The 14,349-nt window shown below is 47.6% G+C and carries 12 protein-coding genes; 7 read left to right on the top strand and 5 right to left on the bottom strand.

The annotated features are described in order from the left end of the window. On the bottom strand, positions 1 to 472 hold a 472-nt coding region (locus VIM87_RS14525), incomplete at its 3' end, for a DJ-1/PfpI family protein (RefSeq protein WP_331997689.1). A gap of 108 nt (positions 473 to 580) precedes the next feature. Here VIM87_RS14525 and VIM87_RS14530 point away from each other — a divergent pair. From VIM87_RS14530 to VIM87_RS14540, 3 genes are all read left to right on the top strand, one after another. Continuing rightward, positions 581 to 1,486 (top strand): NAD(P)H-binding protein, encoded by a 906-nt coding sequence (locus VIM87_RS14530; RefSeq protein ID WP_331997690.1) that lies wholly within the window; start codon positions 581 to 583, stop codon positions 1,484 to 1,486. A gap of 57 nt (positions 1,487 to 1,543) precedes the next feature. Beyond that, the gene (locus tag VIM87_RS14535; protein ID WP_331997691.1) at positions 1,544 to 2,731 is read left to right on the top strand and encodes a serine hydrolase domain-containing protein; all 1,188 of its coding nucleotides are present in this window, start codon (positions 1,544 to 1,546) and stop codon (positions 2,729 to 2,731) included. Positions 2,732 to 2,918: 187 nt separating this feature from the next. Beyond that, the gene (locus tag VIM87_RS14540; protein WP_331997692.1) at positions 2,919 to 3,770 is read left to right on the top strand and encodes a hypothetical protein; all 852 of its coding nucleotides are present in this window, start codon (positions 2,919 to 2,921) and stop codon (positions 3,768 to 3,770) included. A 58-nt stretch (positions 3,771 to 3,828) separates the two neighbouring features. Here the strand turns inward: VIM87_RS14540 and VIM87_RS14545 are convergent, their stop codons facing one another. After that, on the bottom strand, positions 3,829 to 6,024 hold the full coding sequence (locus tag VIM87_RS14545) for an outer membrane beta-barrel protein (protein WP_331997693.1): 2,196 nt from the start codon (positions 6,022 to 6,024) through the stop codon (positions 3,829 to 3,831). Positions 6,025 to 6,243: 219 nt separating this feature from the next. Here VIM87_RS14545 and VIM87_RS14550 point away from each other — a divergent pair, with 219 nt between their 5' ends. Beyond that, positions 6,244 to 7,320 carry a sensor histidine kinase gene (locus VIM87_RS14550; RefSeq protein ID WP_331997694.1) on the top strand — a complete coding sequence of 359 codons (1,077 nt, stop codon included), beginning with the start codon at positions 6,244 to 6,246 and terminating at the stop codon, positions 7,318 to 7,320. Beyond that, on the top strand, positions 7,283 to 7,987 hold the full coding sequence (locus VIM87_RS14555; protein ID WP_331997695.1) for a LytTR family DNA-binding domain-containing protein: 705 nt from the start codon (positions 7,283 to 7,285) through the stop codon (positions 7,985 to 7,987). Before VIM87_RS14550 ends, VIM87_RS14555 begins: the two co-directional genes overlap by 38 nt. A gap of 129 nt (positions 7,988 to 8,116) precedes the next feature. Here VIM87_RS14555 and VIM87_RS14560 read toward each other — a convergent pair whose 3' ends face one another. Next, on the bottom strand, positions 8,117 to 10,498 hold the full coding sequence (locus VIM87_RS14560; protein WP_331997696.1) for a TonB-dependent receptor: 2,382 nt from the start codon (positions 10,496 to 10,498) through the stop codon (positions 8,117 to 8,119). A 276-nt stretch (positions 10,499 to 10,774) separates the two neighbouring features. Between VIM87_RS14560 and VIM87_RS14565 the strand changes: the two genes are divergently transcribed. Further along, positions 10,775 to 11,518, top strand: coding sequence for an ROK family protein (locus VIM87_RS14565; protein WP_331997697.1), 744 nt, complete (start codon positions 10,775 to 10,777; stop codon positions 11,516 to 11,518). Between the two features lie 2 nt (positions 11,519 to 11,520). Here VIM87_RS14565 and VIM87_RS14570 read toward each other — a convergent pair whose 3' ends face one another. Continuing rightward, complete coding sequence (locus VIM87_RS14570) at positions 11,521 to 12,813, bottom strand: MgtC/SapB family protein (protein WP_331997698.1); 1,293 nt, start codon at positions 12,811 to 12,813, stop codon at positions 11,521 to 11,523. 209 nt (positions 12,814 to 13,022) lie between these two features. Here VIM87_RS14570 and VIM87_RS14575 point away from each other — a divergent pair, with 209 nt between their 5' ends. Beyond that, complete coding sequence (locus VIM87_RS14575; protein WP_331997699.1) at positions 13,023 to 13,823, top strand: glycosyltransferase family 2 protein; 801 nt, start codon at positions 13,023 to 13,025, stop codon at positions 13,821 to 13,823. Between the two features lie 4 nt (positions 13,824 to 13,827). On the opposite strand, the gene VIM87_RS14580 is transcribed toward VIM87_RS14575, so the two are convergent. Then, the coding region (locus VIM87_RS14580; RefSeq protein WP_331997700.1) for a PDDEXK nuclease domain-containing protein at positions 13,828 to 14,349 on the bottom strand (522 nt) is incomplete at its 5' end.

Consider the following 14,349-nt stretch of genomic DNA (forward strand, 5'->3'; position numbering starts at 1 on the left):
CCTCTGTAATGATCTTATCTGTACGTAAATGCACGTCCGGGAACATGGCGGCAAAAGATTGGCCGGCCCGCCAGTGGGTGGAACATTCTTCGTTTTTCAGCAGTCCGGTAGCTGCCAGCAGGAAAGCGCCGGTGCACATGCTGGCCAGCTCAGTACCTTGTGCATACCGCTGCACCATCCAGTTAATAAGAGCTTGATTCTTTTCCAAAGCATAGCGGCCCTGCTCATATAAGCCAGGAATGATAATAAGATCCGGCCGCAGGGTTTTCAGGTTATGCCGGTCAGGTTGTACTACGAGCTGCGCATTCAGCAACGATTGTGAAATACCGCTGCCAACAAGGGTTAGCTCATAGAAGCGGGACCGGCCTTTCTCTGCCAGGAACTCATTGGCCTTTTCAAATATCTCAATAGCGCCAAATAGGGAGCTGGGTTTTACAAGGCCCTCCGGTAATAAAAAACATACCTTTTTCATGTATTAAAGGTCCATTACAACGCTGGCACAAACAACCCCTTAAGTTGTCATCTATGCCCCCGTTTAAGCAAATGCGCCGCAATAGCTTTGCTGTATAAATTCATACAAATGAAAAAGCCAACGGCAAACATACTGGTAACCGGCGCTACAGGATTAAGCGGCAAGCTGGTGATCAAAGAATTTGAAAAGCAGGGCATTCCTGTAAGAGCGCTGATCCGCGACCGTGAAAAAGCCAAAGCCATGGAAAGCTACACGCAGGTAAGCATTTACGAAGGCGATATGCTGCAGCCTGAAACATTACACGCCGCGCTGGAAGGTGTTGAAAAAGTACTGATGATCTCCTCCGCCGCCAAAGAAATGGTAGCTACCCAGCAAAGCTTTACTGATGCCGCTAAAAAAGCGGGCGTAGCACATGTAATAAAATATTCCGGCGCTGATTCCGGCATTGGATTTAACAGCCAGAACTTTATTGCGCAAAAAGAGCATGAGAATGCGGAAGATAACCTGGTACACTCCGGCCTGCAGTGGACATTGCTGCGCCCCAGCCAGTTTATGCAAATGTACTTTCCCGGCGCACCGGCCGGTGTAAATATGCAGCAGGGCGAGCTGGTATTACCCATCGGCCAGGGCAAACTTTCCCCGGTAGATATCGAAGATGTGGCAAAAGTATGCGTACAGCTGCTTACCCAGGACGGCCACGTTAACCGCATCTATGAAATGACCGGCCCCGACGCGCTGAACATGGAGGAAGCATGTGAAATACTTACCCGGGTAACCGGCCGGAAAATGAGGCATAACAACCTATCGTTTGAGGCGTATGAGAATCTGCTGGTATCACGGGGGCTGCCCGCTAAAAACATGCGCATACTGATAGAAATTGCCCGGGAACGGAGTAAATGTATCGAATCACACATCAAGCTGGAAACGCATAAACGTTTTGGCATACGGCCCACCAATTTTGCAGAATTTATTTATAAGAACATCTCTGCATTCGGCCCTTTCTCCAATAAGTAATTACTAGGTTTTGTGCAAAGCGTATAATATCTTTAGCAGAGATACAAAATCCCCCTTATGCGCTTTGCCTTCCTTTTGCTTAGCTTTTATGCCTGTACCCTTACCGCCTTTTCACAACAGATTAAAAGGATCGATAACAGCACCATTTCTGCTGCTGCCTTAACCCATAAGATCCAATACCTGATGGATACTGCGCATGTACAAGGTTTGGAGATCAGTGTTTTTAACAGGAACGAGGTAGTGTACAAACGCGCTTTCGGCTACAAACGGATAGATACCAAAGCCCCTTTAACCACGCACGCCAACATTTACGGCGCATCACTAAGCAAGGTTGTATTTACGGTGCTGGTGCTAAAGCTGGTGGAAGAAGGCATAATAAACCTGGACAAACCTCTGCAGGATTACCTGCCGCAGCCTATTTATACTTACACACCCAAAACCAAATGGCATGATCATTATGCCGATCTGCAGACAGATAGCCTGTACCGCAAAATAACGGCCCGTATGTGCCTGGACCATACCAGCGGTTTTCCAAACTGGCGCTGGGATATGCCGGATCAAAAGCTGCGGGTAATGTTTGAGCCGGGCACACATTACAGCTACTCCGGAGAAGGTATGGTGTACCTGCAGATAGTGCTTGAAAAAATGCTGGGCAAACCGCTGCAAACGCTGGCAGCGGAAAAAATATTTACGCCCCTGGGCATGCAGCACTCCGCCTATCAGTGGCTGCCGGCATATGAAGCTGATTATGCCGTAGGGCATAAATCAAACGGCGAGCTGTATGAAAAGGACAAGGATAATGAGCCCCGCTCCCCCAGCACCCTGGAAACTACGCTGGATGATCTTACCCTGTTTATAACAGCCGTGCTGCAGCATAAGCTGATCAGCGCCGCCAGCACCCAACAAATGTTCACCCCTCAAATACGGCTGCGCTCTGCGCACCAGTTTGGTCCAAAGGCCTGGCAGGATACTACTTCCACAGCCAATGATAACATCTCCCTCAGCTACGGGCTGGGTTGGGGTTTACTGAAAACGCCCTACGGCTGGGGAGCCTTTAAAGAAGGCCATGGCGACGGCTTTCAGCATTACTGCATTATTTTCCCTGAAAAAAAGGCCGGCATTCTCATCATGACCAACAGCGATAATGGCGAAAGCATTTTTAAAGAGCTGCTGGCCACCGCCATCGGTGACACCTATACACCCTGGGAATGGCAGTATTATATTCCATATAACCTGAAAAAGTAATCATAACGATACATAATAAAAGGCCATAATTTATCAAAAGAAATATCTGCGGGCAGCACCGGCATTTGCAAAACGGTATTGTACCTTTAGGCTGTAGCATTATCCTTATCAGCAGCATTATCCTTATCAGCGACCGGCAGTAGTTACCTCAAGCCTTTATCTCCGTTAACCATTTAAATGATCTCTTATGCCTTTTTATTTACCCCCGTTACGTGCCATGTGCGTATTTGCCCTTTTATGCTTACTGGCAGCCTGTAAGAAAAATGATCACTGGCCGCCTAAACCCGAAGATTGCGGCTGCGATGCAAAAAACTTTATAGCCATTACCGGTGATGACCGCGTGCTGTATTCCAATCGCGGTTACCGCTTTGATAAAACGTACAAAGCAAACGGCAGCGTTGACAAATTTTACATGAATATCTGGGGGCCTGCTTCTCCATATGATTATATAGCTTATTTCAAAACGTCCGGCAACTGGGCATATCTCATAGACAGCACCAGCCAGGACACCGTGTTCCGTGTTGAGCTGAACAGCCGGAAACAGCCGCTGCGCTCGTTCCTGAAGGATCCCTTAGGCTTTGTAGGACCCTGGCAATACTATACCTATAATAGTAAAGGTCAGCTGGTAAAAACTGAAAAAGGTATTTACGGCCCTTATTCCGTAAAGTATGACGCCTATGGTAATGTGCTGGCTTACACATTGGACAGAGACACCAGCTTTTCTTTAACTTTTACCTATGACTATAATACCCCCATCAAAGGCGGCAGCTATTTTATAAATGATGATGATATAGCTGTACGTGAGGTAATGATCTTGCAGCTGCTGGGATTATTACCCGGCTCCCCGCATCATAAAATGCTTACAGCTAAAGGCCTTGCCTACTATCCGGGGTTTGACCGCACCTTTGTTAACCAGCAAATTAATGAAGAAGGTTATGTTACCTATTATGAAACCACGTTGTGGCCTGGCGGCAATGACTTATTGCGCTGCACTACCAACTGGCATTGTAATGGGAAACAACCGCCGCAGAAATATTAAATAGCTGTGCTGATAGGGATGAAGGCCCGTGGTGCAGTAATATGCCACGGGTCTTCTATTAATTTGCCCGCTCCGTTTCCGCACCAGCTGCGTTATCCGCATGCTTACGCTTACGGGCAAAATCCTCCTTGCCAAAGCGGTAGGTAAAGGCAATGCCTATACGCTGCGTATCCATTTCATTGGTATGGTATACGCTGGCCTGTTTAATACTGATCACCTGTTCCTTTTGTACCCAGGTATGAAAAATATCTTCTGCTGAAAGGCGGATGCTGCCCTTGTCCTTCAATATCTTTTTTTGCGCGGCGGCAGCTACCCGGTAACGCGGATCTATAGTGCGCTGCCCCTGTATATCCCGGCCAAAATAAATGCCTGATAGCTCAGCGCTCCAGCCCTTCTGAAAGCTGAACTGGTTCATAATATTCAGCCGGCCGGTGCTGGTGCCGTTGCGGAGGCTTTCGGCGCCTACAGTTCCCTTTAAGGCCATTTTAGCCAGCTGCAGGTTGGCGTTCAGGCTCCACCAGGCAGCGGGCTTCAGCTGGGTGTTAACGGACAGTAAGATCATGTAACCGAAGAACACATTTCCCGGGCGGGTAACAAAAATATTGCCGGCAGCTTCTGTGGTCTGGAAAATAATATCGTTAAAGCGGCCATACTGCAGGCCAATGCCCAAGTTTTGCTTATGCTGGTACTTCAGCGCATACTGCGTTTGGTATTGCGCACGCAGTAAGGGATTGCCGGCCGTATAGGTATAATTATCCTGGTAAAACAGGAAGGGGTTCAGCAGCTGGTAATTGGGCCGGTTTATCCGGCGGTTAATGCTGGCAGTTACGGTATTGTTGCCGGTACTGTCTAACTTATAGCTTACAAATACGCTGGGAAAAAGATTGGTATAAGTTCTTGTAAAGCTGCTGTCCGGGGTATAAGTATTCGCTACCTGGTGGCCCTGCAGATGAGTATTCTCTATGCGCAGGCCGGCCTGCACGCCTATACGCTGCCAGCTTTTGCGGGCATTGATGTAGGCGGCATTAACATTCTCCCGGTAAATGAAATGGTTGGAGCGGCTATCGTCCTGCACAGGATGGCTGCCGTTCAGATCCAGGTACCGGGAATTATTATCGTTGGTAACATAGCTGGATTTTACACCGGCCTCCCACCCTGCCTTGTTCTTCAACGGATGCGTGTAATCTGCTTTAAAGGAGTAAATATTAATGCCGGGTAACAGGTTGTAGCCAAACAGGGCCTGATCATTGAGGCTGCCATCTGGCAGGTAACTATCATTCTGCAAATGCTGTGTGCCCGGTGTTTGATAGCGGATATAATCCAGGTCGGCAGAAAGCTCCCGGCCTTCATTATTAAATTTATGCTGGTAGTTGAGGTTAACAGCCCCGTTCCTTTTACGGTCCTGTCCCCGCATAAAACCCTGGCTGGTGGAATCTGTTATATGGCCGGGGTTAAAGCTGCTGCTCCGGTAGTTCATCCACTCTTTATGCGGGTTCAGATCTCCATACACCACAAATCCCCAGGTGGTGTTCTTATTCACCATATGATCCATACCGGCGCGCAGGGAGGTGCTGCGAAAACTGTTCTGCCGGCGGTTCTGCAATAATACGGAGCTGGTCAGCTGCGTATCGTCTGTATAAAATTCCCGGTTGTTATCATCAGCACTGTAATAACGTTCATGGCTATAGTTGAAATTGCCAAAGAAGTTAAGCTTTCCCCGTTTGTAGTTGATGTTCAGGTTAGTGTTTTGCCGGTCATAAACGCCCTGGCTATACGAAGTGGAGAAATTGCCGTTTACGCCGTTCTGCCGGTTCTTCTTCAGGCGTATATTGATCACAGCGCCGCCGGAGGCATCGTATCTGGCAGAGGGGTTATCAATGAGCTCTATTTTATCCAGTGAGGCCCCGGGTATGGACCGTAGGTACCCGGCCAGGTCCTGAGCCGAAAGGTAGGTGGAGCGGCCATCGATCAGCACCAGCACGCCCTTGCCATTAAGGCTTATCTGCCCGTTGTTATCCACCAGCACACCGGGCGTTTTTTCCAGCACTTCCAGCGTATTGCTGGCAGCACTGCTGATCATAGCATCCACATTTACAATGGTTTTGTCAATATCCTGCACCAGCAGCGGCTTTTTAGCCGTAACCTCTATCGCTTTTAAATGTACCTTTTTCCGGGTGCTGTCAGTGGCCGGCTGTTGTGCATACAGGCTGTGCATGCATAGTATGATGACTATAGTAACAAAAATGGTTTTCATTATCTTGAGATTGATACAGGCAAATATTGCAGGGATTTACAAGCCATTTAAATAATTGTGCCGTATGGGGCTGTAAGTATGATGGAAAGGCCATTAAACGTGTTGAACTGTTTAGTGGAGCTTACACCCGGTTTCGTCATTAAAAGCCTGCTGTTGAACATTTATATTAGGGGCCGGCCGCCCGGATGTTCATATTTGCATCAGATATAAGGAACGCTCATGAAACAGGCATTTAAAACAGACAGCGATAGCAGGACGAAATGGGCGGTGTACACCGCGCTTACGATCGTTGCGGCCATGCTGATCTACACCTCCTTTAAGTCGTATGTAAGGAACCTTACCACCACAGAAGACGAGGAATGGTCTATGACAGCGGTGGTGGGCATCCTGGGCAGCATTTATGCCGGCCGGTACCTCTCCCGGTTATGGATCCCTAAAGATCAGCATGTGCCGGTATGGATCCTGATCCTGCTGCCGCTGGTAATGATCGCCAGCAGCTTTATTGCCATCTTCTTTGCCGGCAGCCTGCAACGGCATAATGATGCCGTGTATTGGTTCTTTTTCGGGTTCCCGCTTTTGCTGTTCTGTATCAGCACCGGCATGTACATTAAGCTGATAAGGGTGCGCATTGCACAACAATTACAGGATGCCCGTACAGCTGCCGCCCAAAGCCAAAGCGAGCTGCAGCTGTTACAATCACAGCTGAGCCCTCACTTCTTGTTTAATACGCTCAATAATATGTATGGCATTTCCATTACCCAGCATGAAAAAATTCCTGCGCTGTTATTGAAGCTGGCCGACCTGCTGCGGTATTCCGTATACGATGTAAAGGAGCTGTTTGTGCCTCTTCAGGATGAGCTGGCGTATATCCGCAACTACATCGAATTTGAGAAGATACGTATTGGCGAACGGCTGGAGCTTACGCTGGACCTGGCAGATGCAGCGCATATTAATGGAAAGATAGCCCCCATGCTGCTGATCACTTTTATAGAAAATGCCTTTAAACATTCCAAAACCACCGGTAATAAAAAGATCACGGTGGATATACGTTTAAAACAGCAGGGTAATTACATCCTGTTCACCGTTAACAACTCTTATGAAAGCAGGAAAAGTGAGCTGGCTGCCCGCGAAAAGCACAGCGGCTTAGGGCTGCAGAATGTGCAGCAGCGGCTGGCGTTGTTATACCCCGGCGCGTTTAACCTGCAGATAGCAGACCAGCCACCCTTTTACAGCATAATGCTGCGGCTAAAATTAAAATATGATGCAAAAGATCAATTGCCTGATCATAGACGATGAACCGGTAGCGCGGGATATACTGCAAACCTATTGCGCGCACTTACCCCTGCTGCAGGTAGCAGCAGCTGCCGGCGATGCGCTGGAAGCAAAGGCCCTGCTGCTGCAGCATCCGGTGGACCTTATTTTTGTAGATATTAATATGCCGGTGCTGGATGGCATTTCTTTTATTAAAACGCTGAAAAAGCCGCCACAGGTTATTTTTACCACCGCTTATAAAGAGTATGCGCTGGATGCTTTTGACCTGGCTGCCTGTGACTACCTGTTAAAACCATTTTCCCTGGAACGGTTTATTATGGCGGTGGACAAGGCTTTGGAAAGGATGCGCACACCGGCGCCGGCCGTGCATGAAACAAACGAACCGGCCTTCTTTTTCATCAGAACCGACCGGAAGATCTACAGAGTATTGTATGAAGAGCTGCTGTATGCAGAAGCCTGCGGTAATTATACCAAAGTGGTGACCACGCAGCATACCCTGCTACCTAACATGCCCTTTTCCAGCTTTGAAGCCCTGCTGCCGGAAATGCTATTCATCCGCGTGCACCGTTCTTTTATCATCAGCAAGGCAAAGATCACGCTTATTGAGGGCAACCGTGTTTTCATTAACGGGGTGGAAATACCTATTGGCAGCGCCTATAAGGATAATTTTATGAAACAGCTGGGGCTATAAAAAAAACGTCCGGGAAAATGGACCACTCATTTTTTCCCGGACGGCTATGTTCACTGGTTTATTTGCTCTTTAGTAGCGCAAAGCAGAAAGCGGAAAGCAAAAGCCGTTTGTTGTTAAGCGTTATGCTCTTTAGAACTTATAGGCAATGCTGGCGGCAAAGCTCCTGGTACGCTGCGGGTTCACCGACCAATAGCCGGTATAATATTCTTTATTGGTAATGTTATTCAATGCAAAGGTGAACCTGAATTTTTCTGAATTATAGAACAGGCTTGCATTTACTACTACATAAGAAGGCAGGTAAAAAACACCCGTTTTGCTGTTGTCAATCACTTTTGTTTGGCTGGCATAGTTACCGCCTGCGCCTATACCAAAGTTCTTTAATGCGCCGTTGCTGAACTTATAAGTGCCCCATAAGTTCACCGCATTGGGAGGGCCTTGCCCGCCGGGTGTTCTGCCAGGTTCATTGTAAAAGTCTGTTTGATTTCCCTTCTTTACTTTAATATCATTGTAGGCATAACCGGCAATAATGTTCAGGCCGGGAAGCGGGTTAGCATTCAGATCTATTTCAAACCCTTTGCTTTCTACTTTTCCGCCCTGCACCACATCATTAGGGTTGCCGGGGGCCGGCACCACGCGGTCGCTTACCTTAATATCGTAGGCAGAAACAGTAGCAAATAATTTATCTGCAAACAGGTTTGCTTTTACGCCAAACTCCAGCTGGTTGGCATGTTCCGGCTTAAATGTTTTTATACGCCGGTTTTCGCCATCCAGATCCGTTACTGACCGCGGCGCTACATTAATGAACGCATTCATATAGTTGGCAAAGATGGATAGCTTATCCGGCACCGGCTGGTACACGATGCCGAATTTAGGCGACAGCGCAAACTGGTGAAAATCATCTTCGGCTGTAGTAGGATCACCCTTGGTAGTAAAATAATCTGCACGTAAGCTGGCCATCACCAGTAAACCTGGCGTAAGGTTCAGCACATCCGAAGCATAGGCGCTGTAAGAGCTGTTGGAAACGTTGCTGGATGTGCCGCCGGTACCTGACAGCAGGTTGTTAACATAATCCTTTGATAAAGGGAACGGTGTTATCGGGTCGCCGGTAGTTGGATCATCAATAAACGTTTCGCCTTCGGGGGTTACCTTGCGGGCCACTGCCCAGCCGCCGCCGTTATCGATCACATTGCGGCTAAAGTAATCCAGCCCTACCAGCAGGCGGTTACGCAGGCTGCCGATCTTAAAATCGCCGTTAAAGTTCTGCTGTACATCCGTAGTGGTGATCGTATTATTTTCGTTATGCACGTACTGCTCAAAAACATTATCGCCCGGTTCATCATCCCAGATGTAAGTATAAATGCCATCTGATTTTATGCTGCCGCGGGATACTACGGTTTGCGAGGTCCACTGGCCGGATAATTTATACAGCATTTGCGCCTGCAGGTTGTAGCGCGGGTTTTTAATGGTAAGATCGTTGCTGGTAAAGGATGCCTTATAATTCAGGTTCAGGGCATTGATGTCCTTAAAATCCAGAGGGGCGTCACGGTTGTTGTGAAAGAATACCGGAGGCACTGCTCTTTCTTCCTGCAATATTTCTGTCAGCACCTGGAAGCTAAGCCGGTCGTTCACTTCATACACCAGGGAGGGTGCTATGAAAAACGATTTTTTAAAGCCTGCATCCTGGAAGCTGTTCTCTGAATGGTAAGCAGTATTAACGCGTAAGGCTATCTTTTCTTTTTTACTTAAAGGGGTATTGATGTCGGCTGTAACACGGTTCAGCCCAAAGCTGCCCATGTTATAGGCTACTTCTCCGCCCAAACCGAAATACGGTTTTTTGGTGATGGTGTTGATCATACCGCCGTAGCTGTAAAAGCTGCCGCCGAACAGAGTAGCTGACGGACCTTTGATCACCTGGATCTCCTCTATGTTGGCGGGGTCCAGGTTGCCGCTTACCAAACCGGGTAACCCGTTGGTGAGCAAAGGCTGCGCATCAAAACCCCTCATAGCAAAATAAGCAGCGCCATCACCGCTTCTGCCGGTTGATTCCCAGGTACGGGTAATACCGGGTACGTTCCGCAAAGCATCGTCATAATTATTAATGCCCTGCTGTTTCATGATCTCTGCAGATACGGTATTGTATACCTGTGGATTCTCCAGGTTGGTAAGCGGCATTTTAGCCACAATGTTATTTTGCTTATTGCCGTTGCGGCTGGAAATGATCACTTCATGCAGCTCTGCAGCATTTTCATTCAGCACAAGATCCACCTGCAGGGTTTGTCCGGCAGCTACAGTGATGGGCTTTTCCTGGGCCACTGCTGCAATAGCCGTTGCCTTTAAGAGCCAGCTGCCCGGCTTTACATTCTTAATGGTGTACTCCCCTTTTTCATTACTGATAGCGCCCCATTTAGTACGGTCTATACGCAGGGTAATGTTAATGGCCGGCTGCCCGTCGGCAGTAGTAACAGTGCCTTTAACAGTGCCATTCTGCGCAAACAATACAGTGGTGGACAAGATAAAAATGTGTAAGAATAGTAGCAGTTTCCCCATGATGGTATATTATAATAGCAATTTCGGAGCGCAAAATTGGTTAATCTATAAGGGAACTGTTTACGCAATCGGGAAAATTATTTACCGGAAAGGAAAAAAGGGATTTTTTTGACTGCCACCCCATCGATTAACCTCAATATTAAAAACATACACCCGGTTTGGGTAGAATATAACCCGCTAACCGGTCCGGAATTTGTGCCACATCCCTTACCTTTATTGCTCATTATAAAAAACGTTACAATGGCACTATCCGGGGATATACTGGCAATAGACGTAGGCGGGTCGCATATTAAAGGCACCATCCTTAACAGCAAAGGCGAATGGCAGATGGACTACAAACGCCTGCCCACACCCAAAGACGCCAAACCGGATGATGTGCTGGAAGTTATTGCGGAGCTGGCAAAAGATATGCCCGGCTATGATAAAGTATCCGTAGGTTTTCCCGGTTATGTACGTAACGGTATCGTATACACGGCGCCTAACCTGGGCAATCCCAACTGGAAAAATATAGACCTGGGCCAGCGCATCAGCAACCTGTTACAGCAACCCGTGCGGCTGGTAAATGATGCAGACCAGCTGGGCCTGGGCGTGGTAAGCGGCAAAGGACTTGAGCTGGCCGTAACGCTGGGCACCGGTTTTGGAACCGCCCTGCTTATAGACGGTTACCTGCTGCCCCACCTGGAGCTGGCCCACCACCCGGTAACCAAAGAGCATGATTACGATGAATACATTGGCAGCAAAGCCCTGGAAAAAGAAGGTAAAGAAAAGTGGAACAAGCGCATGACCAAAGTGCTGGACATCTTAAAGGTGGTATTCAACTACGACCGCCTGTATCTGGGCGGCGGCAGCGCAGAAGAGCTGGATATTGAGCTGGACAATAACATTCACCTTTTTACCAACAAAGACGGTATTAAAGGCGGCGCCAGGCTGTGGGAGCTGGAAGATAAGTATCATATCAGCACCAACTACCCGGCTAAAAAATAAGGTCACTTATATAACATGGTGATCAAAAATTCGGATACTTCAAAGATCCGGTCCAGCGCTACCACGGCTATACCAGCCAGCAGTATGGTAATGATCTCCAATGTTAGCTGTTTAACAATGGCTTTATCTTCGATGGTTTTCCAGATAATGGGTAAGTTCACAATGGTGCTGGCCAGGGAAGACAGTACGGCCACACTACCTGCCACGGCCGCGGTTATTTTGCCATGATTAGCCATGGTAGCCGCTGCCGCAGTAGTACTGGCGCTGCTTACCAGGCCGCCAAAGAAACCGGTTGCTAAAATACCATAGCTGCCAAAAACCTTTGTAAGCAAGGTACCTCCTATCTGCACCACAATAAACAGGAAGCCAAAGCTGATCACCTTTTGTATGGCAATGGGGGATTCGAGATGCAGTGACACCGGCTGCTCTCCGCCTGACAGCTCTTTGCGGATATTATCTTTCCAGATCCAAAGCCCTGCCACCACCGACATAGCAAGAATGGGTAATGCCGCTGCAGCCAGTGATCTTTCCGAGAACAACAGAATAAGCAGCAGGTTGCGGGCAAACATAGCTTCTGTGGTAAGCAGGCAAAGGGTTTTTATTTTATTAGTTTGCCCGGTTGCCTGTGCCCGTGCGCCCAGCTCCGCCACCGTGGCGCTGCTGTTCACCAGCCCACCAAAAATGGCGCTCAGGTAAAGCCCCCTGGTGCTGAACATCCTTAGCAAAAAGTAGTTCACAAAACCGATCCCTGAAATGGCAATGATGCTTAGCCAGGCATCACTGGGATTAAACAGCTGCCAGGGATCAATATAACGGTCAGGAATAAGCGGGTATATCACAAAACCTATCAGGCCCAATAAGATGGCGCTTCTTATTTCAGAAGGCTGCAGGCCGCCGGCAAAGCGGTTCAGCTCTGTTTTCCAGGCCAGCAGCATGGTCATTATAATGGCGCCGGCAACCGGGGTAAAAATATGCCCCAGCCCCACTAAAACCCCCAGGATATAATTGGCAATTAAAGCAGCAGAGGTGGTGATCTCGGTGGTGCGGTCAATGAGCAGGCTGCGTACATTGGTGATCACCACCAGCAGGAAAACACCTATCAGGCAGGCAATGGAAAAATCTGACCCTATTACGGTGGCCAGCATGCCCAGTAAGGCTACTATCGAAAAAGTACGGATCCCCGTTTCTTTATGAGACCACATCCGTTCCATTCCCACCAACATCCCAATGCCAATAGAAACGGCCATTTTTACAGCGATAGGTCCTGTAGCATAGTGCAAAAATTTTTGATCCATTCTGATGCTCCCTGGTTTACGTTTGTTTAAAGATAATAAAATGATAATAATGCATGTGGATGAAACCGGTTATGGAGCTACGGATAACCTACTTAAAAAAGTAGAAAATTTAAACAAGCTTAGCCGATGTTATCATTTTTTAGAAATTAACCTCTATTTTAGGCGGGCGCATTGAAAAAATGCCATCATTAAGTATTAAATAAAGAAAAATGTCCATCATTTCCAGAAGTGTGTTGCAGGCTTTAATATTAACGAAGAACGAAGAACCGAATATTCAGCGCGTATTGGACAAACTCACCTGGCTTGAGCGTGTAGTGGTGCTGGATAGTGGCAGTACAGATAAAACTATAGAGATCCTGCAATCATACCCGAACGTGGAAATACAGTATAGGGCTTTTGACAGCTTTGCACAGCAATGTAATTACGGACTTTCGCTGATAGAATCGGAATGGGTGCTGAGCATGGATGCCGATTATGTGCTTACGGATCAATTTATTGAAGAAACAAAAGCATTTGTATCAAACGCCGGCAGCGATATAGTAGGTTATGATACCCAGTTTGAGTTCCTGATCTACGGCCGGCAGCTGATCAGCAATAATACCACCCCCAGAACAGTATTGTTCAAAAGAACGCTGGGCAGCTATTTTGATGACGGACATGCCCACAGGCTGCGCATCAATGGCAGGCTGGGTGCTTATAAGGCACGCATTTTACATGACGACCGCAAGCCTTTCAGCAGGTGGCTGAGCAACCAGGACGGATACTCCATTAAGGAATGCCATAAGCTATTGGACCCTACTAACCCCGACCGCAATTCTGTGCTCAATAAAATACGCAGGACCAAGATCTTTGCCCCCATTTTTGTATTCTTTTACTGCCTGATCATTAAACGGCTGATCTTCAGCGGCTGGGCAGGCTGGTACTATACTTTGCAAAGAACCATGGTGGAAATGCTGTTTTCACTCCGGCTGATGGAGGAACAGCATTTTGATGTGAATAGTAAGAAGTAGGTTTTTATTTATCAGCTGATATGTCTTCCAGCTTATCCAGCTCACTTTTCAGCTCTTTCAGCAGCTGATCTTCGGTAGGCAGGTATAGCTGGTATTTGCTGGCTACAATAGACCTGTTATTTTCCGGTAATGATATTTTTACCACTGCATCATTTTTATCAGCACATAATAATACACCGATGGTTGGGTTTTCAAATTCCTGTTTCTCGAAACGATCGTAGTAATTCACATACATTTGTAACTGTCCCAGATCCTGGTGAGTAAGCTTGTGGGTTTTGATCTCAAACAATACAAAACTTTGGAGCAGGCGGTTATAGCATACCAGGTCCACAAAAAATTCATCGCCATCCAGGTGTATCCTTCTTTGCCTGGCAACAAAAGAAAACCCGTGGCCTAATTCCAGCAGAAAATCGTTAAGATGAGAGATGAGCTCCGTTTCCAGGTCCCTTTCATAATAGGCTGGTTTCTGTTTAAGGCCCAGAAATTCCAGCACCGTAGGGTCTTTGATGATCTCAGTAGCATTACC

The organism is Chitinophaga sp. (genome assembly GCF_036569125.1).
Lineage (GTDB): Bacteria > Bacteroidota > Bacteroidia > Chitinophagales > Chitinophagaceae > Chitinophaga.